The 17,245-nt window shown below is 72.5% G+C and carries 21 protein-coding genes and 1 riboswitch; of the genes, 9 read left to right on the forward strand and 12 right to left on the reverse strand.

What is annotated here, in order from left to right; all coding sequences use genetic code 11:
• Positions 1-5: 5 nt before the first annotated feature.
• The 8 genes from ACZ4VL_RS03205 to ACZ4VL_RS03240 all read right to left on the reverse strand — a co-directional run bounded on the left by ACZ4VL_RS03205 (position 6) and on the right by ACZ4VL_RS03240 (position 3,918).
• Positions 6-452: a gas vesicle protein K gene (locus tag ACZ4VL_RS03205; protein ID WP_468195113.1), complete on the reverse strand. Its 447-nt coding sequence runs from the start codon at positions 450-452 to the stop codon at positions 6-8.
• Positions 449-715 (reverse strand): gas vesicle protein, encoded by a 267-nt coding sequence (locus ACZ4VL_RS03210; protein ID WP_468195116.1) that lies wholly within the window; start codon positions 713-715, stop codon positions 449-451. The genes ACZ4VL_RS03205 and ACZ4VL_RS03210 overlap by 4 nt, the downstream gene beginning before the upstream one ends.
• On the reverse strand, positions 712-1,566 hold the full coding sequence (locus ACZ4VL_RS03215; RefSeq protein ID WP_468195119.1) for a GvpL/GvpF family gas vesicle protein: 855 nt from the start codon (positions 1,564-1,566) through the stop codon (positions 712-714). Before ACZ4VL_RS03215 ends, ACZ4VL_RS03210 begins: the two co-directional genes overlap by 4 nt.
• Entirely contained in the window at positions 1,563-1,949 is a 387-nt protein-coding gene (locus ACZ4VL_RS03220; RefSeq protein ID WP_468195121.1) for a gas vesicle protein, read from the reverse strand. The genes ACZ4VL_RS03215 and ACZ4VL_RS03220 overlap by 4 nt, the downstream gene beginning before the upstream one ends.
• 76 nt (positions 1,950-2,025) lie before the next feature.
• A complete protein-coding gene (locus tag ACZ4VL_RS03225) occupies positions 2,026-2,274 on the reverse strand; it encodes a gas vesicle protein GvpG (RefSeq protein WP_468195123.1) in 249 nt (82 codons plus the stop codon).
• A 34-nt stretch (positions 2,275-2,308) separates the two neighbouring features.
• Entirely contained in the window at positions 2,309-3,025 is a 717-nt protein-coding gene (locus ACZ4VL_RS03230; protein ID WP_468195126.1) for a GvpL/GvpF family gas vesicle protein, read from the reverse strand.
• A 3-nt stretch (positions 3,026-3,028) separates the two neighbouring features.
• Entirely contained in the window at positions 3,029-3,514 is a 486-nt protein-coding gene (gene gvpJ, locus ACZ4VL_RS03235; RefSeq protein WP_468195128.1) for a gas vesicle protein GvpJ, read from the reverse strand.
• A gap of 29 nt (positions 3,515-3,543) precedes the next feature.
• Entirely contained in the window at positions 3,544-3,918 is a 375-nt protein-coding gene (locus tag ACZ4VL_RS03240; RefSeq protein WP_468195130.1) for a gas vesicle protein GvpO, read from the reverse strand.
• Positions 3,919-4,074: 156 nt separating this feature from the next.
• Here ACZ4VL_RS03240 and ACZ4VL_RS03245 point away from each other — a divergent pair, with 156 nt between their 5' ends.
• Positions 4,075-5,238, forward strand: a complete 1,164-nt coding sequence (locus ACZ4VL_RS03245; protein ID WP_468195133.1) for a histone protein — start codon at positions 4,075-4,077, stop codon at positions 5,236-5,238.
• Positions 5,239-5,242: 4 nt separating this feature from the next.
• A complete protein-coding gene (locus ACZ4VL_RS03250; protein WP_468195135.1) occupies positions 5,243-6,349 on the forward strand; it encodes an SRPBCC family protein in 1,107 nt (368 codons plus the stop codon).
• A 94-nt stretch (positions 6,350-6,443) separates the two neighbouring features.
• Here ACZ4VL_RS03250 and ACZ4VL_RS03255 read toward each other — a convergent pair whose 3' ends face one another.
• The 3 genes from ACZ4VL_RS03255 to ACZ4VL_RS03265 form a co-directional block, all read right to left on the reverse strand.
• Positions 6,444-6,626 carry a CsbD family protein gene (locus tag ACZ4VL_RS03255; RefSeq protein WP_468195137.1) on the reverse strand — a complete coding sequence of 61 codons (183 nt, stop codon included), beginning with the start codon at positions 6,624-6,626 and terminating at the stop codon, positions 6,444-6,446.
• Positions 6,627-6,687: 61 nt separating this feature from the next.
• Complete coding sequence (locus ACZ4VL_RS03260; RefSeq protein WP_468195142.1) at positions 6,688-6,885, reverse strand: hypothetical protein; 198 nt, start codon at positions 6,883-6,885, stop codon at positions 6,688-6,690.
• 107 nt (positions 6,886-6,992) lie between these two features.
• Entirely contained in the window at positions 6,993-7,388 is a 396-nt protein-coding gene (locus ACZ4VL_RS03265) for a GNAT family N-acetyltransferase (RefSeq protein ID WP_468195144.1), read from the reverse strand.
• 129 nt (positions 7,389-7,517) lie between these two features.
• On the opposite strand from ACZ4VL_RS03265, the gene ACZ4VL_RS03270 reads away from it, so the two are divergent.
• The 7 genes from ACZ4VL_RS03270 to ACZ4VL_RS03300 all read left to right on the forward strand — a co-directional run bounded on the left by ACZ4VL_RS03270 (position 7,518) and on the right by ACZ4VL_RS03300 (position 14,262).
• Positions 7,518-8,000: a hypothetical protein gene (locus ACZ4VL_RS03270; RefSeq protein ID WP_468195147.1), complete on the forward strand. Its 483-nt coding sequence runs from the start codon at positions 7,518-7,520 to the stop codon at positions 7,998-8,000.
• A gap of 382 nt (positions 8,001-8,382) precedes the next feature.
• Entirely contained in the window at positions 8,383-9,351 is a 969-nt protein-coding gene (locus ACZ4VL_RS03275) for a DUF4344 domain-containing metallopeptidase (RefSeq protein ID WP_468195150.1), read from the forward strand.
• Positions 9,352-9,525: 174 nt separating this feature from the next.
• Positions 9,526-10,029 (forward strand): TspO/MBR family protein, encoded by a 504-nt coding sequence (locus tag ACZ4VL_RS03280; protein ID WP_468195153.1) that lies wholly within the window; start codon positions 9,526-9,528, stop codon positions 10,027-10,029.
• 81 nt (positions 10,030-10,110) lie between these two features.
• Positions 10,111-11,067, forward strand: a complete 957-nt coding sequence (locus ACZ4VL_RS03285; protein WP_468195156.1) for a GlxA family transcriptional regulator — start codon at positions 10,111-10,113, stop codon at positions 11,065-11,067.
• A 106-nt stretch (positions 11,068-11,173) separates the two neighbouring features.
• A complete protein-coding gene (gap, locus tag ACZ4VL_RS03290) occupies positions 11,174-12,172 on the forward strand; it encodes a type I glyceraldehyde-3-phosphate dehydrogenase (protein WP_468195158.1) in 999 nt (332 codons plus the stop codon).
• Between the two features lie 270 nt (positions 12,173-12,442).
• Positions 12,443-13,708, forward strand: coding sequence for a phage baseplate protein (locus tag ACZ4VL_RS03295; protein ID WP_468195160.1), 1,266 nt, complete (start codon positions 12,443-12,445; stop codon positions 13,706-13,708).
• A 95-nt stretch (positions 13,709-13,803) separates the two neighbouring features.
• The gene (locus ACZ4VL_RS03300; protein WP_468195162.1) at positions 13,804-14,262 is read left to right on the forward strand and encodes a hypothetical protein; all 459 of its coding nucleotides are present in this window, start codon (positions 13,804-13,806) and stop codon (positions 14,260-14,262) included.
• A gap of 52 nt (positions 14,263-14,314) precedes the next feature.
• Here ACZ4VL_RS03300 and metE read toward each other — a convergent pair whose 3' ends face one another.
• Positions 14,315-16,633 (reverse strand): 5-methyltetrahydropteroyltriglutamate--homocysteine S-methyltransferase, encoded by a 2,319-nt coding sequence (metE, locus tag ACZ4VL_RS03305; RefSeq protein ID WP_468195164.1) that lies wholly within the window; start codon positions 16,631-16,633, stop codon positions 14,315-14,317.
• Between the two features lie 169 nt (positions 16,634-16,802).
• Positions 16,803-17,030, reverse strand: a riboswitch (cobalamin riboswitch).
• Positions 17,031-17,245: the final 215 nt, after the last annotated feature.

A 17,245-nucleotide genomic window follows, 5' to 3' on the forward strand; every position in this document is an offset into this window, starting at 1 on the left:
CACCCTCAGGGTTCGGGCGGCGCGAGCAGGGGGCCGAGCGGGCCCAGGTCCAGGTTCAGGTCGTCGAGGGTGCAGCCGTGCCGGGCGCACAGCTCCGTCATGCGGTCGTGGAGGGCGAGGAGCGTGGCCCCGAGCTCCTCCTCCTGCGCGTCACTGAGGCCACCGGCTTCGACGCGGCGGATCGCCTGCCGTTCGATGAGCTGCCGGAGGAGTTCGACCACGGTCAGGACGAGCCTGACGAGGTCCTCCTCGACCGTCTCGGGTCCGGTGCGGATGCGGTGGCCGCGGGAGGGCCCCGAAGGCGGGGCATCGGCCGGAGACGCCGGCAGCACCCGCACGGCATCGGCCATGGCGCCCCCGACCGCCCGCAGATCGGGGGCGGGGGCGGGGCCGGGGGAGGGGACGGGGGCCGGGGCGGCGGGCTGCGGCCGGTCGGGCGTCTCATGGCTCATGGTGCTGTCCGCCGTTCCGGTGCCGGCCGGGGCGCGTCGGCCGTGCTCACGGAGCTGATCAGAGCGCGCAGGGAGATCCTGACCAGGTCGATGTCCGCGATGGACAGGACGATGTCGCCGGTGATGACGACGCCTCCGGCCAGCAGCCGGTCGAGGAGGTCGACGAGCGCGACCTGCCGGCCGGGCAGGGCGAGGTCACGACGGTCGGCGCGGTCGCGCCCGTCGACGCGGTCGAGGCGCTCCTCGCGGGCGTGGTGGTTCATGGCGCGGGCGGAGCCGGCGGTGCGGCGGCGAAGGAGTACGGCGCCCAGGGGCCGGTCACCTCCAGGCGGATTCCGGGAAGGTCCTCGGCCGCGCCGCGGACCGCCGTCCGGAAGGCCTCGGCCCGGTCGTCGGGGACGAGGAAGGCGTCGTTGAGGACGTTCTCCCCGTCCGCCGGGGCGGCGAGGGGGCCGGCCTGCGGGGAATGGCGCACCTGCTGGGCCGCGCACCGCAGGGCGATGCCGGCGATGCGGTCGGCAGCCAGTTGCGCCTGCCGGTAGTGGCCTTCGCGGGCCTCGTGCTGGGCGCGGCGGGCCCGGAGGTAGGCCTTGCCGGCACCGGCCGGGGCGGGTCCGGCCACGGGTTCGGGCGTCGCAGGGCCCGCGGGGGCGGTGGTGACGGCGGGCGGGGAGGGACGTACGTAGACCTTGACGCCGTACTCGGTGTGGGCGCTGAGCCGGACCAGCTGGCCGGCGAAGTCCTGGCCCTGCTCCTCCAGCGCCTGCAGCGCCCGGGCCCGGTCCTCGTAGAGGGTGGCCAGCCGCAGGGGCAGGACGGTGGTGCGCGCCGCGAGGGCCTCGATCACGCGGTGGTGGGCGCGCGCGGTGTCCTCCAGCCAGCGCAGGTCCTCGAAGCGCTCCCTGAGCACCTCTTCGGTCCACTCGGAGCGCGGGACGTCGCTGACGACGAAGGCGACGGGCGCCGTTTCCCCGGCGGGGGGCCCGAGCAGCGCGACGTGGCTGCCCGCCACCCCGGCCAGGCCCCCGAGGGACTCGCCGAGACCGGGCGCGGCGGCCGTGACGGCGTACACGTAGGTGAGGGCGGGGGCGGTGGGGGCGGTGGGGGCGGTCACGGCTCGGCCCTCCGCTCCGGCGTACCGCGGGCCCGGGAGGAGTGTTCCTCCTGCCCGACTCCCAGGACGTCGGGCAGCGGTCCGGCATCGGTGAGTCCCTCGCGGCGTGCCTGCGCGAGCTCGGCGCGCAGGCGCCGGTTCTCGTCGGCCAGCGACTCGCCGTCGCGGTGACCGGACGAGAGCGACGCGTCGTGCTCCCACCAGTCGATGCCCATCTCCTTGGCCTTGTCCACCGAGGCGATCAGGATCCGCAGTTTGATGGTGAGGAGCTCGATGTCGAGCAGGTTGATGCGGATGTCGCCGGCGATGACGATGCCCTTGTCCAGCACGCGCTCCAGGATGTCGGCCAGGCTGCTGGCAGAGCTCGGAGGGTAGCCCGCCATCGCGGGACCCGAGCCGAATCTGCGGTCCAGGGGGTTCGTCACGTATCTCGCCTCCCAGTCGTCTGCTCCGGTCCCGTCACGGCTCGCCGCTGCGGTACCTGTCGATTTCGGCGAGTCGGTCGATCAGCAGGTCCTCCTCGCGTTCGAAGGTCTCCTCGTCGATCTCTCCGGCGGTGAGCTGCCGCTCCAGCTCGGCGAGCTGCGCCCAGACGGGCGCCGGATCGTAGTACTCGGCTTCGGCCTTGTCCGCCACCCGCTGCGCCGCCCAGAGCACGGCCCGTACCGGCAGCAGGGGCGAGGTGATCAGTTTCTCCAGCAGGCCCATCGCGGATGCTCCTTCCTCGGTCCGGGCCGCGGCCCTACGGCACGAAGCTGTACGGGGGCAGTGGCCCCGTCAGCCGGATCGCCAGGCCGCTGTCGTCGTTCTGGGTGAGCTCGGCGTGAGCCCTCACCAGGGCCGTTTCGTCGCCGAAAGGCACGAGCAGGGACAGGTTGAGGAAGTCCTCACCGCCCGGGGTGTGCAGGGCGTGCTCCCTGCCGAGCGGCACCAGCGCCCGGACCAGGTCCGACGCCGCGGCCGCATTCCGCAGGTCGACCTCCTCGGCGATCAGGCGCCCCAGTTCCAGGGGCAGGCGCGGGTCCTGGGACCCGGCGAGGATCTCCTCGTTGAGCCTGCGCGCCTCGGGCGAAGCGTCCAGGATCTCCCGCAACAAGTGGTCCTGCTCCCGGGACGCCTTCACGTTGTACTCGGCGCAACCCTGTACGCGCTCCAATGCCGCGCGGTACATGCCGCCCTGCTCCCGCAGCGCCTGGCGGACGGCGTCGTCGTCGGGCGCGGTGTAGCCGAACTGCAGCGGGAGCGGGGTTCCGTCGGCCAAGAGGCGGTTCTGGACGGTCTGGTGGGCTGCGACATCGCGCCGTTTGGGGCGGACTTCCTCGTCGATGTCGCTGACCACGGCGCGCAGCCCGTCCGCCGGGACGACCCGGACGGGCGCGGCCTGCGCACCGACGCCGGACACTCCGTCGATCCGGCACGGATGTCCGTCCAAGGTGACGGCGTATACGTAGACGGCCACGGTTCACTCCCTCTCGTGCCGCGCCGACCGCCGGACCGGCCGCCGGCGCCGAGGAGGCGCTTCTTCCAGTTCGGGTTCCTCCGCCTCGCGCTCCTCCTCGTCCTCGTCTTCCGCCTCTTCGTCCTCGCCCTTGCCGGACAGGGACTGCGTCAGGCCCTCCAGCGCGCCGCTGAGCGCACCCTTGGCCTTGCCCTTGCTCCCGCCCTCGATCATCTTGTCCATCATCTCCGGCAGCTGGGCGGGTGCGCTGCGGCCCGCTTCGAGGTCGAGCCGGTTGCAGGCTTCGGCGAAGCGGAGGTAGGTGTCGACACTCGCGACCACGATCCGCGCGTCGATCTTGATGAGTTCGATGCCGACCACGGAGACGCGCACGAAGGCGTCGATGACCAGCCCACGGTCGAGAATGAGTTCCAGGACGTCGTAGAGGCTGCTCGTTCCACCGCCGCTGCGGCTGAGGCCTCCGCTCGCCCCTTGCGGCATCACCGTCATGGTGCTTCCCTTCCGGGCCGGTGGCGGCGTCAGCCGCGCGGCCGGTCGATCATGCCCCGGCTGTACCTCCGGGTACGTTCGTACGAGATCAGCTCGCCCTGGTCGTCCAGCTCGACCCGGTAGCTACCCATGACGCTGGTGGTGTCCGGGATGCGTTCGAGCTCGACCACCTCCACCACCGCTTCCCAGCCCTCGTCCGTGGGCTTCAGGGACGAGACCGACTCGGGCCGCCGACCGAGCAGTTCCGAGAGCTGCTCCGCGGCAGCCCGCAGTGCTGCCGCAGCGCCGGGCACTCCGCGCTTGCGCGTGGCGGCCGTCTTGCGCGCGGGCCTGGCGGCGGGCCGTTCGGCGTCTTCGTCCCCGGAGGTGCGGCGCCGCCGGCGGGCCGGTTCAGACGTGGTCATGTGCTCCCTCGCGAACCAGATCTCCATGGATCTACAACGCCTCCCCCCACGCGGCCACACCACACCTCGCATGTGGAACTTTCTTCACATAAAGCCGAATATCTGGCGCCAGGGTGAGCAGCCGCTCCTTGAAGCCACGCGGAAGGGACCAAGTCGATGGAGGACACGACCAAGATCGCCCTGGGAGCCGCCATAGTCGGTGGTTACGTACTGGGCAGAGCGAAGAAGGGCCGCATGGCCCTGTCGTTGGCGACCTACCTCGCCGGCCGCAGGTTCGGCCTCGAGCCGGGTCAGCTCATGACCCAGGGGCTGCGCAAGCTCGGAGAGCTGCCGCAGGTCGCCGAACTCGGAGAGCAGCTCCGCGGTGAAGCCCTGCAGGCGGGCCGCGCGGCCCTCGCCACTGCTGCCAACCGCCAGCTCTCGGGTCTGGCCGACACCCTCCACCAGCGCACCCTCGAACTCACCCGTGAGCGCGAGGAGCCGGAGGAGGCGCGCGCCGAGGACGAGGACGAGGACGAGGAGTACGAAGAGGAGCCTTACGAGGACGAGGCGTACGAGGACGAGGAAGAGGAGGAGCAGCCCTACGACGAGGAGGACGAGGGACCGTACGACGAGGAAGAGGAGGAACCGGAGGAAGAACCCGAGGAAGAGCCTGAGGAAGGGGCCGAAGAAGAGCCCGAAGCCGAGGAGGAGCCCGAGGCCGAGGAGGAGCCCGAGCCCGAGGAGGAGCCCGAGGAGGAGAGCCCCCGCAAGCCGGCCCGTCGCAGCAGCGCACGCACCTCCGCGCCCGCGCGCACCTCCACGGGCCGCGAGCGCAGCCCGGCGTCCGAGAAGCCCGCTTCCCGCCGCGCACCGGCGAAGGAGAAGAGCGCCCCGGCCCGGAAGACGGCGGGTAGGAAGTCGGCGACCCCGGCAAAGAAGGCCGCCCCGGCACGGAAGGGCACAGCGGCGAAGAAGTCGGCGGGACCGGCGAAGAAATCGGCCGCGCCCGCGAAGAAGGCCGCGCCCGCGAAGAAGGCCGCACCTGTGAAGAAGGCCGCACCTGCGAAGAAGGCCGCACCTGCGAAGAAGGCCGCAGAGCAGAGGAAGACCACCACCTCCTCCACCCGGAGCACGCAGGCCAGGAAGGCCCCGGCCAAGAAGGCCGGCTCGTCACCGGGCCGCGCCGGGCCCAAGAAGTCCGCGTCCGCCAGGCCGCCCGCCAAGAAGGCCGCGGCCAAGAAGACCGCGGCGCGCCAGCCCGCCCGGAGCAGCAGCGCGAGGAAGTCCTCGACGTCAGCGAAGAAGGCGACGGCGCGCAAGCCGTCGACGCGGAGGTAGCGCCATGGCCACGACACACAGCGAACGTACGTCCGACAGCTCGCGGTCCCCCATGGACCACCTGGTCGAGGAAATCGGAGGCTATCTCTCGGCGCAGGCCGACCAACTGGCCGACAAGGCGTCCGACAAGCTCGGCGACCTCACCGACCAGCTCTACGACGTGGCCGACAACGGAGGTTCCCTCGCCGACATCGGCGGCCGGCTCCTCAAGGGCGACTCGCCCCTCAAGGCCGTCGCGGGCAGCACCTTCGAGGGCCTGAAGGAGAAGGTCAAGGACATCGGCAGTGGACTGACCGGCAAGGGAAAGTCCCGCAAGAGCGGGTCCAAGCCCACCCACATCATGGAGACCGTCGACGTCGGAGTCCCGCTGCGCACCGCGTACGACCAGTGGACGCGGTACGAGGACTTCAGCAGTTTCGCCAAGGGTGTGCGCAGCGTCTCCCAGGGCGACGACACCTCCTCCGACTGGAAGGTCAAGGTCGGTCCCTCCACCCGTAGCTGGAAGGCGACCGTCCAGGAGCAGGTCCCCGACGAACGGATCGTATGGAGCTCCGATGGCGCCAAGGGCACGACCCGCGGCTGCGTCAGCTTCCACGAGCTCGCCCCCTCCCTCACCCGCGTGGTCGTGGTCGTCGAGTACTACCCCTCCGGGCTGTTCGAGAAGACGGGCAACATCTGGCGGGCCCAGGGCCGCCGCCTGCGCCTCGACCTCAAGCACTTCGTGCGCCACGTGACCCTCGCGAGCGAGGAGCCCGACGGCTGGCGGGGTGAGATACGCGACGGCGAGGTGGTCCGCAGCCACGAAGAGGCCGTGGAAGAGGAGGAGTCCGCGCAGGACGAGCCGGAGGAGTACGAGGACGAAGAGGCCCCGCCGGACGAGGAGGACGACGACCAGGAAGGCGAGGAGGACGAAGAAGCGGAGGAGGAAGCAGACGAAGACGAAGGAGCAGCCGAAGACGAGACGGACGAAGACGAAGGAGCAGCCGAAGACGAGGGAGCGGCCGAAGACGAGACGGACGAAGACGAGGGGGACGGAGAGGAAGAGGAAGCGGAGGAGGAAGAAGCGGACCGGGCCGAACCGCGTGCCCGCCGTCGGCGCAGGAGCCACTGACGCCGCACACGCTTGCGCGGGTGCGGTCCAGCAAGGCAAAACGGAGCCGCCGTCCACGGTGGACGGCGGCCCCGGTTCGTGCTTCGCGCAGAGGTCAGGTCAGCGTGCCCTTGGCCGCGTCCTTGGCCTTCTGCCCGGCCTGCTTGGCGTTGGCAGCGGTCTGCTCGGCCTTCCCCTTCATTTCCATGCTCTCGTTGCCGACTGCTTTGCCGGTGGTTTCCTTGACCTTGCCCTTCATGTTCTTGCCGATGTTCTGGGCCTTCTTGCCGGTTGCCATTCCTGAATCACCTCCGACCCCCTTCACAGCCGCTGCCCCGTGGGGAGCCACCCATGCCTCCTCAGCGGGCTTTCCTGCGAGTAGGCAGCACGGAACGCACCCGGTGCCGCAGCGCCCGGCGCAGGCCCCAGAGCGACAGGCGCAGGGCCCACACCGTCAGCCGGACGCCGATCGGGCGCAGGGCGTTTCGCGGCACTCGGCGGACGAGCGCCCGGCGCTTCGTCCGCCCGTGTCCCCGCCGCCCCCGGCGGTCCTTCACGACTGCCTCCTGCCCGGTCGCCAGGCGATGGCTCTCATCACCGCGCAACGACCCTGTGCCGTTCCGTCTGCGCCGTCCGCCAGGGTTCAAACGCCGAGCGCGCAGTTTTACAGGGCCATCAGGCCGGCCGCGGTCACCGTGAACCCGCACGCGTCGAGGTAGAACGGGCGCAGGTGCTCCTCGAAGTCGACGTGCAGCCACTCACAGCCCGCAGCGCGGGTCTCACGGGCCGCGGTCGTGACGAGCGCGGCGCCCACTCCACCGGAGCGGCGGTGCCGGGCGACCACCGTGTCCAGTAGAAAGGCGTGGACGCCTCCGTCCCAGACGACGTTGACGAAACCGATCAGAGCCCCGCCTTCCCACGCGCAGACCCAGCCGAGACTGTGGCGCTCCAGCCGTTCCCGCCAGTCGGTCCGGGTGACCGGGTGGTCGAAGCCGTCGGCGTGGAGTGCGTCGAGCGCGGCGTTGTCGACCTCGCCCCGCCACTCGTAGTTGATCTTCACGCGCAAGAGCGTACGGAGCTGGGCGGGCGGCGGGCGGCGGGCGGCGGGCAGCAGGCAGTTACGAAGTTGTTGCAGGAGCTGTGGGTTCCGGCACAGCGGTCGGGGCCGGTGTGCTGCTGGAGTCGGCCGATGGCGTACTTCCTGTTGCTCCTGGTCCCGGCCGCGCTGATCTTTCCGTTCGTCTTCGCGGCCCGCGCCGTCGGTGCCCTGGCCCGGGCGGGTGGGCTGCGCCGTGCCGACGGCGGGGCCTGGTTACGGATCGCCGGCCACGCCCAGGCGGCGGTCGCGGTGGCCGTGTACGCCTGGGGGCTGCTGCATGTCACCGGCGCGGTCATGTCGGCGGAGGACGGCGGGACGAACTCGGTCCCCCTCCTGCCCTGCCGCACCCCGGGCTGGGAGTACCGGGCGGAGGGGATCGCCGGCTACCGGGTGGAGTACCTGCCCCTGCGCTTCGTGTGCGAGGCCGACGACGTCGGCGACTACGCGACCTCCGTCCCCGGCTACGTCAACCCGGCCGCGTTCCTCCTCGGCTTCGGGGCCGCCGTCTGCTTCACCGTCGCGGCCCTGGACTCCGGCCGCACCCCCGACCGGGCCGGCGGCACCGGTGCGTAGCCTGCCGCCCATGACCCGTCACGCGCCTCCCCGCCCCGTGGACGTCGAGAGCTTCCCGAGGTCGCCCCGCTGCGGCGGCTGACGGTACGGCTCCACCCCCGCGCCGGCCGTCCGCCGAGGCGGGACGGTTCGTCGGGTGGACCGCTGCCGTGGCCGCAGGACGAGCCTCGGCCGCTGTGCCCGGAGCACCAGGGGCGCTGGCACCGCGCTTCCACCTGGGCGGAGCCGAGGCCGGGTGGAGCTGCCACCACCACTCGTCCACCGCTCCGGGCACCGAGCTGGACCCCCGCGGCAAAACGCCGCAAAGCGGTCATTGCGGGCGTGTCGGTGGTCGATCATAATCCGCGTGTCGGGTGCGAGCCCTGGAAAGGAGCCGGCCGGGGTGCTGAGCAGTGGTGGGCGGTCGACCGCCGCGCGGGCGGCTGCGGCGGGGGCGCTGCTCGCCGTCGGCCTCGCGGTCGTCTCGTGGACCGGCAGCGACGGCACGGGCAAGGACGAAGGCGACGGCAGCGGCAAGGTCACGATCGTCTACGAGGACGGTGCGATCAAGCCGCAGGACCGCCCGGCGGTGGACGCCCTCCGGAAGTCCCGCGCGCTCGAACAACTCGCGGACTGGGTGAACACCTCGGTCGCCCTCCCGCACGACCTCGTCGTGAAGGTCACCGACAAGGTCCCGCCGGGGGTCACGGACGCCGTCACCCAGCCCGACGGCAGAACGATCTACATCCCGCCGGTGTTCCTGACCCAGCTCCGGGACATCGCCGGCGACGTCGTCAAGACCGTCAAGCGTCCGGCCCTGTTCCCCGAGGACGAGTACAACGTCGACGACCTGACCGCACTGTCGACCCGGTTCGTCTTCGGCCACGAGATGGGCCATGCCCTCCAGCGCCAGCTCCAGCTCCCGAACCTCGGTCTCGAGGAGGACGCCGCCGACGGGTTCGCCTCGTTCCACACCGTCAACGAGGCCGGGCCGGAACCCTCGCTGGCGGCCGCGCTCGTCTTCGACGCGCTCGCCCGCAAGGAGGGCGAGCTTACGCTCGAAGGGCTCTCGAGCGACCACCCCGTCACCCAGCAGCGGGTCTTCAACTTCCTCTGCTACCTCGACGGCAGCGACCCGAAGAGGTTCGACGGGGCGCTGGTCGGTGCCGGCTACCTGCCGAAGTCCCGCGCCCCGCTGTGCCCGCAGGCGTGGGCGATGCTGGACCACGGCTGGTGGACCCAGCTCCAGCCGCACTTCCGCGAGGCGTTCAGGAAGCAGGGCGACAAGAGCCGCGCCGAGGCGCGCGCCCGGTTGATCGCGGAGACGAAGGCCTTCGCCGAGAGGCTCGACGAGCTCCGCAGGAACCAGTGACGGTGCCGTCCTCGAACCGGCGCATCCGCCGGCGCGCAGGGGAGTGAAGTACCGGGTGGGGGCGTCCGGACCGGGCGCCCCGCCCCGTCCGAAGCCGGTGAGCCGCATGAGACGACCCTCCGGGACGCGCCCGCGCCGGTGGGCTGCCCCACCCGCACACCCGGCGGCTGCGCCGTGACCGCCGCGGCGCTCCGCGCCCGGCTCGCCCGGCCGCTCCCGCTGCTGCTGGCCCTCCTCGCCCTGACCTACGGCGTCGCCGCAGTCGGAGCCCTGGCGGCGGCCGACGCCGGCGACGTCTACCTCGGGTTGCGGCGTCCCGGCTGGGCACCGCCGGCGTGGCTCTTCGGGCCGGTGTGGACCGTGCTCTACGCGTCGATCGCCGTCGCGGCCTGGCTCGTCGTCCGACACGGCCGCGCGGACGGCCGCGACCGCCGTCCCGCCCTCACGCTGTGGGCGGTGCAGCTGCTGCTCAACCTGGCCTGGACGCCGCTGTTCTTCGCGGCCGGGCAGTACGGTGCGGCGCTGGTCGAGATCTGTCTGCTGCTGGTGTCGATCGGTTTCACCGTCGCGGCCTTCGCCCGCCTGTACCGGCCCGCTGCCCACCTGCTGCTGCCCTACCTGCTGTGGGTGGCGTACGCGTCCGTGCTCAACGGGGCGATCTGGTGGCTCAACCGGTGATCGTCGGTCGGGTACGCGGCGCCACCGCCGACCGTGTCGCACATGTGCTTGAATGTCGGACTTCCGCGTACCCTCTATGGCGTGTCCAAGCCCCGCCTGCACCGCGTCGCCGTCCTGGTCCTGGAGGGTGCGAAGCCGCTCGACGTCGGCATCCCCGCCCAGGTCTTCACCACCCGGGCGAGCATGCCGTACGAGGTGCGGGTGTGCGGCGCCGCCCCCGGGCTCGTCACCGGCGGTGACGGTCTCTCGTACCACGTGAACCACGGGCTCGACGCGCTCGCATGGGCCGACATCGTCTTCGTGCCCGGCTACCGGTTCCCGGACCGGGAGGACCCTCCACAGGACGTCATCGACGCCCTGATCGCCGCCCATGCGCGGGGCGCCCGGCTCGCCGCCATCTCGACCGGCGCGTTCGCGCTCGCCGCCACCGGCCTGCTCGACGGCAAGCGCGCCACGACCCACTGGCACTACGCACGCGCGCTCGCCGCCAAACACCCGCTCGTCCGGCTCGACGAGAACGTCCTGTTCGTCGACGAGGGCAGAGTGCTGACGTCCGCGGGCGCCGCCTCGGGCATCGACCTGTGCCTGCACATCCTGCGCGCCGACCTCGGCGTGGCCGCCTCGAACCACGCCGCCCGCCGCCTGGTCGCGGCCCCCTACCGCAGCGGCGGCCAGGCGCAGTACCTGCCCCGCAGCGTGCCCGAGCCCCTCGGGGAGCGGTTCGCCGCCACCCGCGAGTGGGCCCTGCGCCGGCTCGCCGAGCCCCTGACCCTGGAGGCGCTCGCCGAGCACGCGGCGGTGTCGTCCCGCACGTTCTCCCGGCGCTTCGCCGACGACACCGGGTACACGCCCATGCAGTGGATCATGCGCGCCCGGGTCGACAGGGCCCGTGAGCTGCTCGAACGCTCGGAGCGGAGCGTCGAGCAGATCGCCGCCGACGTCGGCCTCGGAACCGGCGCGAACCTCCGGCTGCACTTCCAGCGCATCCTCGGCACCACCCCGACCGAGTACCGCCGCACCTTCACCCGGGGCGAGTAGTCCGCCCCCGCGGTGTGGCGAGATCCTTTTGAACCGTGGCGATCCCGCCACTGTCGTCGGAGGATCAAGGAAGCGAATCTGATGGCGAACAGAAGGGACACCGCTCATGACTCGCATCGCCATCAACGGATTCGGCCGCATCGGACGCAACGTGCTCCGCGCGCTTCTCGAACGCAACAGCGACCTCGAGGTCGTCGCCATCAACGACCTCTCCGAGCCCACCACGCTCGCGCGGCTGCTGGCGTTCGACTCGACGTCCGGCCGCCTGGGCCGCCCGGTGACCGTCGACGGGAACACCCTCGTCGTGGACGGCCACCGCATCACGGTCCTCGCCGAGCGCGAGCCGGAGCAGCTGCCCTGGGCCGAGCTGGGCGTGGAGATCGTCCTCGAGTCGACCGGCCGCTTCACGTCCGCCGAGGCCGCCCGCGCCCACATCAAGGCGGGCGCGAAGAAGGTGCTCGTCAGCGCCCCGTCGGACGGCGCGGACGTGACGCTCGCGTACGGCGTGAACACCGACGCGTACGACCCGGCCGAGCACACGATCGTCTCCAACGCCTCGTGCACGACCAACGCCCTCGCGCCGCTGGCCGCCGTCCTCGACGAGCTCGCCGGCATCGAGCACGGCTTCATGACGACGGTGCACGCCTACACGCAGGAGCAGGCCCTGCAGGACGGTCCGCACCGCGACCCCCGCCGCGCCCGCGCCGCCGCCGTCAACATCGTCCCGACCACGACCGGCGCCGCCAAGGCGATCGGCCTCGTGCTGCCGCAGCTCGACGGCAAGCTGAACGGCGACTCGATCCGCGTTCCGGTTCCGGTCGGCTCGATCGTCGAGCTCAACACGACCGTCTCCCGCGACGTGACGCGCGAGGACGTGCTGGCGGCCTACAAGGCCGCGGCGGAAGGTCCGCTGGCCGGCGTGCTCGAGTACTCGGAGGACGCGCTGGTGTCGTCCGACATCGTCGGCAACCCCGCCTCGTCGATCTTCGACTCGGCCCTCACCCGCGTCGACGGCCGCCACGTGAAGGTGGTCGCCTGGTACGACAACGAGTGGGGCTTCTCGAACCGCGTGATCGACACCCTCACCCTCCTCGCCGCCCGCTGACGCGGGTCGAGCCGGGCCTCCGCGGGGCAGACCGTCCCGATGCCCCCGCGGACCGAGCGGGTTCCCGACTGCCGACGAGGCAGCCGGGAACCCGCTTTTCGCGTGCCGTCGCCGCGTGCGGGGAGCGCGTCGACGCCCGGGTGCGAGATCCCTCACATGGCGCACGCCACGCCGGGCGACCTACCCGCCGCGGAGCAGACGCCTTGGCACACTGACACGGTTTCCGATCACGGGGGCCAGGCCCCCCAAGTCCGTTGAGGAGCAGTGTCCTTGAGTGCCAGCATCGCAGGACGGATCGACATCGCGGGCCCCGTGGGCAAACTGCTCCACCGCCGCCCGCTGAAGAACTCCACCGTCATGCAGTCGTTCGGCTTCGACCCGGTGTCCGGCGACGTCTTCGTCCTCCAGGTCATGGACGGCGGCTTGCGGTTGGACGACGAGCCGGCCGTCGTCGACTACCCGGCCCGCAAGTCCCGCGGCGACCTGTGCCTGACCCGTCTCACCGAGACCGGCCGGATCACCGGCCACATGTACCTGCGCGGCTTCGGGCACGGCGTCAACCTCGGTGTGGAGAACCGCGGCGGGGAGATATGGCTGTGGACCGAGATCGCGTCCACGCCCAACTCGAAGAACGAGGGCTACGGGACCGCCGTCACCAGTTTCCGGTACGCCGACGGCGACGTCGTCACGTCCGGCACCTCCCGCCACACCACCCCGTACACCCCGGACCGGGCGGCCCGCTTCATCACGCCCACCATCGACCGCAGCAGCAACGAACTCGTGCTGCGCTACAGCCTGGGCGGCACGCACTGGGCGCGCTACGACCTCGCCAAGGCCACGGCCGGCGTGTGGGAGCCGGTCCAGCGGATCACCCCCGACCTCCCTGCCGCCACCTTCCAGGGCTACACCTCCCACGACGGCGTCCTGTACACGCTCCAGGGCGAGGCGTACGGCACGGAGAACGCCCGCCCCGGCAACACGTACGTCACCGCCGTCGACTGGGCCACCGGCGCCGTCCTGGACCGGCAGTTCATCACGGCCGCGCCGGGACTGGAGTACCGCGAGCCCGAGGGCATGGCGGTCGTCGTCCGCGGCGGCGTCCCGCACCTGCACTTCGGCTTCGCCTGCGAGGACCCGGGCCCGCGCACCTGCACCATCGTGACGCTGTCCGGAGCCCCCGAGACCGACGGCGTCAAGGTGCTCACCGACTGGCAGCCGATCACCCTCGCCGCCGGCGCGGCCGTCGACCAGAACGCCCCCCGTGGCCGCCTCGTCAGCATCGGCGGCACCACCAGCCTCCAGCTCAGCGGCGGCGTCAAGGGCACCTTCGGCGCGGACTCGGTCATCGGCTACCTCCCGGACTCCCTGACGCCGAGCACGACCGTCCGTGCCACCGTGCCCCGGAACAACAGCGGCGGCTACAACGCGGCCCGCGTCGAGGCGGGCACCGATCGCGAACTGCGCCTGTTCGGCGGGCGTTCGACCAACGCCATCACCTGGGTGCAGCTCGACAGCTTCAGCGCCGTCTGGCGCTAGCGCCGGTGCTGGCGCATCCTCGCCGGCCCGCCTCCCCCTCACGCCCTCTGCGGTGCCGAACCGGCATCCGAAACGCTTCCACCAGGAGTCCTTCCATGTCCCAGAACCGCCGCAGCATCCTCGCCGCCGCCCTCGCCGTGCCCGCCGCCCTCACCGTGGCCACGGCGGCCGCCGCCCCCGCTGCCGCCGCCCCCGCCGCCGGCGGGATCGAGGCCGGCGAGTGGACCGACCTCGTCCTGGAGGCCGGCGCCACCCCGGCCCCCGGGGCCACCCCGCAGGTGCGCCTGATCACCATCGCCGGCACGACCTTCCTCCAGGCCCGCGGCCAGATCACCGGCACCTTCAGCGCAGACACCCGGATCGGCACGCTGCCCGCCGACTTCGCCCGCCCGGCCTGGTACGTGCGCGCCACCGCGGCCCGCAACAACAGCCAGGGCATCAACGCCTGCCGCCTCGACATCAACTCCGCCGGCGCCGTCACCGTCTTCGGCGGCAACACCGCAAACCCCATCACCTGGGTGCAGTTCGACAACGTACAGACGATCTGGCGCTGACCCGCCGCCGGTCCGGGAGGGCGCGCGGCGGCGCCCTCCCGGACCGGGGCCGTCAGGAGGCGCCCAGCTCCGCGCGGACGGTGCGCGCGGCCGCGACCAGGTGCTCCAGCGAGGCGCGGGTCTCGGGCCAGCCGCGGGTCTTCAGGCCGCAGTCCGGGTTGACCCACAGCCGCTCCGCCGGAATGGCTTCGAGTCCCTTGCGCAGCAGGGCGGTCGCCTCGTCCGTGCTCGGCACGCGGGGCGAGTGGATGTCCCACACCCCGGGGCCGGCCTCGCGGGGGTAGCCGTGGGCGGCGAGTTCCCGCGCTACCTGCATGTGCGAGCGGGCCGCCTCCAGGCTGATGACGTCCGCGTCGAGGTCGTCGATGGCCCGGACGACGTCGCCGAACTCCGCGTAGCACATGTGGGTGTGGACCTGGGTGTCCGGGCGGACCCCGCCCGTGGTGAGCCGGAACGCCCCGGTCGCCCACTCCAGGTACGCGGCGCGGTCGGCCGCCCGCAGCGGCAGGGTCTCGCGCAGCGCGGGCTCGTCGACCTGGATGACGGAGGTCCCGGCCGCCTCCAGGTCGTTCACCTCGTCGCGCAACGCCAGGGCGACCTGCCGTGCGGTCTCCGCGAGCGGCTGGTCGTCACGGACGAAGGACCAGGCCAGCATGGTGACCGGCCCGGTGAGCATGCCCTTGACCGGGCGGCCGGTGAGCGACTGGGCGTACGTCGTCCAGCGGACGGTCATCGGCTCGCGGCGGGAGATGTCACCGGCCAGGACGGGCGGGCGCACGTAGCGGGTGCCGTACGACTGGACCCAGCCGTGCCGGGTGGCGAGGTAGCCGTCCAGCTGCTCGGCGAAGTACTGCACCATGTCGTTGCGTTCGGCCTCGCCGTGTACGAGGACGTCGAGTCCGGCCTTCTCCTGGTACGCGACCACCTCGCGGATCTCGGCCTCGATGCGCTGCTCGTAGGCGGCGGTGCCGATGCGGCCCGCCCTCAGGTCGGCGCGGGCGGTGCGCAGCTCCGCGGTCTGGGGGAACGAGCCGATGGTGGTGGTCGGCAGCAGCGGCAGGGCGAGGTGGGCCCGCTGGGCCGCGGCCCGCTCGGCGTACGGCTGGGGGCGGCGGGCGTCGTCGTCCGTGACGGCCGCGGTACGGGCGCGCACCGCGGTGTCGTGGGTGAGCGGCGAGGCGGCGCGGGAGGCGAGGTCGGCGCGGTTGGCGGCCAGCTCGGCCCTGATGGCCTGCGTGCCCCTGCCGAGACCGCGGGCGAGGGTGGCGACCTCGGCGTTCTTCTGGCGGGCGAAGGCGAGCCACCGGCGGATCTGCGGGTCGATGTCGTTCTCGGCGGCGGCGTCGAGCGGGACGTGCAGCAGGGAGCAGGAGGCGGAGACGTCGACGCGGTCGGCGAGCCCGAGCAGGGTGCCGAGGGTGGCGAGGGATTTCTCCAGGTCGTTGACCCAGATGTTGCGCCCGTCGACGACACCGGCGACGAGGCGCCTGCCGGGCAGCCCGCCGGCGGCGGCCAGGTCGTCGAGGTTGGCGGCGGCGGGGCCGGTGAAGTCGAGCGCGAGTCCGTCGACGGGTGTCCTGGCCAGGACGGGCAGGGCCTCGCCTAGGCGGTCGAAGTACGAGGCGGCGAGGAGCTTCGGCCGGTCGGTGAGCCCGCCGAGGGCGTGGTAGGCGCGGGAGGCGGCCGCCAGCTCGTCCGGGGTGCGGTCCTGCACGAGCGCGGGCTCGTCCAGCTGGACCCATTCGGCCCCGGCCGCCCGCAGGTCGGCGAGGACCTCCGCGTAGACGGGCAGCAGCCGGTCGAGCAGGCTCAGCGGCCGGAAGTCCTCGGCGACGCCGGGGGCGGGCTTGGCGAGGAGGAGGTAGGTGACCGGGCCCACCAGGACGGGACGGGCCGTCAGGCCGAGGTCCGCGGCCTCCCCGAACTCGGCTACCTGCCGGGCGGAGTCCGCGGTGAACACCGTGGCCGGGCCCAGTTCCGGCACCAGGTAGTGGTAGTTGGTGTCGAACCACTTGGTCATCTCCAGCGGGGCCGCGTCCGCGGTGCCGCGGGCCATGGCGAAGTAGCCGTCCAGGGCGTCGTTCGCGACGGCGGAGCGGTGCCGCTCGGGGACCGCACCGACCATGACGGTGGTGTCGAGGACGTGATCGTACAGGGAGAAGTCGCCCGTGGGGACTTCGTCGATGCCGGCGTCGGCGAGCTGCTGCCAGTTCGCCCGGCGCAGTTCGGCGGCGGTCGTCCGGAGGGCTTCGGCGGTGACGCGGCCCTTCCAGTAGCCCTCGACGGCCTTCTTCAGCTGCCGGTCGCGGCCCTGGCGGGGGTAGCCGTACACGGTGGCCCGTGCTGCCGCGGTTGCGGAATTCGTGGTCACGGAGATCTCCTTCGCGAGATGGATCCCTGAGATCCCGGGGAGCGACGCAGGCGCGAAGGGGTGACGGACCGGACGGATCGGCCCCGCGCGGCTCAACGGCGCGGCACGTCCGCCTGGTGTGTACGCCGACCCGCCCTCGAGGTCACCGGGATGTCCGCGCGCGGAACCGTCCGCGTGCGGGCAACGGGCAGGTCTTCGGACTCGCGGGCGCGCCGGCCGGGCGATCCACCCGGCGGACACCTACTGGCCGTCGCTTCCCAGGTCCCTGCGGACCCAGTGCGTATGACGGCGGTCGTTCCCGCTCACCGCTGCGGGGCAGTCCCGGATTCCCACCGGGTTCCCTCTTGCGACGCATCCCGCCTGGCGGACGGGGCGAACCAGCTGCCCGGCCAGCCTACGGGGTCATCCGCCGGTCCAGGAGGCCTTGTCCATGATCCGGACGCGGAAACGGGACGCACCCAGGCCCGGGCGGCCGGCACGACGGGGGTGGGGGGGGAAACCCCCCCCCCCCCCCCCCCCCCCCCCCCCCGCCCCCCCCCCCCGCCCCCCCCCCCCCCCGGCGCCGGGCTTCGGGGCGGGGGCGGGCTCGCCCACCGTGCGTTGGAGGACCGC

The sequence above is a fragment of the Streptomyces sp. NPDC029014 genome (genome assembly GCF_055564695.1).

Excerpts from the sequence above, each read along its gene's own strand:
- ACZ4VL_RS03255 (WP_468195137.1), bottom strand. The coding sequence starts at position 6,626 with ATGGCAACCGGCAAGAAGGCCCAGAACATCGGCAAGAACATGAAGGGC.
- ACZ4VL_RS03300 (WP_468195162.1), top strand. The coding sequence starts at position 13,804 with ATGTCCCAGAACCGCCGCAGCATCCTCGCCGCCGCCCTCGCCGTGCCC.
- gvpJ (WP_468195128.1), bottom strand. The coding sequence starts at position 3,514 with ATGACGGTGATGCCGCAAGGGGCGAGCGGAGGCCTCAGCCGCAGCGGC.
- ACZ4VL_RS03205 (WP_468195113.1), bottom strand. The coding sequence starts at position 452 with ATGAGCCATGAGACGCCCGACCGGCCGCAGCCCGCCGCCCCGGCCCCC.
- ACZ4VL_RS03240 (WP_468195130.1), bottom strand. The coding sequence starts at position 3,918 with ATGACCACGTCTGAACCGGCCCGCCGGCGGCGCCGCACCTCCGGGGAC.
- gap (WP_468195158.1), top strand. The coding sequence starts at position 11,174 with ATGACTCGCATCGCCATCAACGGATTCGGCCGCATCGGACGCAACGTG.
- ACZ4VL_RS03270 (WP_468195147.1), top strand. The coding sequence starts at position 7,518 with ATGGCGTACTTCCTGTTGCTCCTGGTCCCGGCCGCGCTGATCTTTCCG.
- ACZ4VL_RS03220 (WP_468195121.1), bottom strand. The coding sequence starts at position 1,949 with ATGGCGGGCTACCCTCCGAGCTCTGCCAGCAGCCTGGCCGACATCCTG.
- ACZ4VL_RS03250 (WP_468195135.1), top strand. The coding sequence starts at position 5,243 with ATGGCCACGACACACAGCGAACGTACGTCCGACAGCTCGCGGTCCCCC.
- ACZ4VL_RS03245 (WP_468195133.1), top strand. The coding sequence starts at position 4,075 with ATGGAGGACACGACCAAGATCGCCCTGGGAGCCGCCATAGTCGGTGGT.
- ACZ4VL_RS03225 (WP_468195123.1), bottom strand. The coding sequence starts at position 2,274 with ATGGGCCTGCTGGAGAAACTGATCACCTCGCCCCTGCTGCCGGTACGG.
- ACZ4VL_RS03210 (WP_468195116.1), bottom strand. The coding sequence starts at position 715 with ATGAACCACCACGCCCGCGAGGAGCGCCTCGACCGCGTCGACGGGCGC.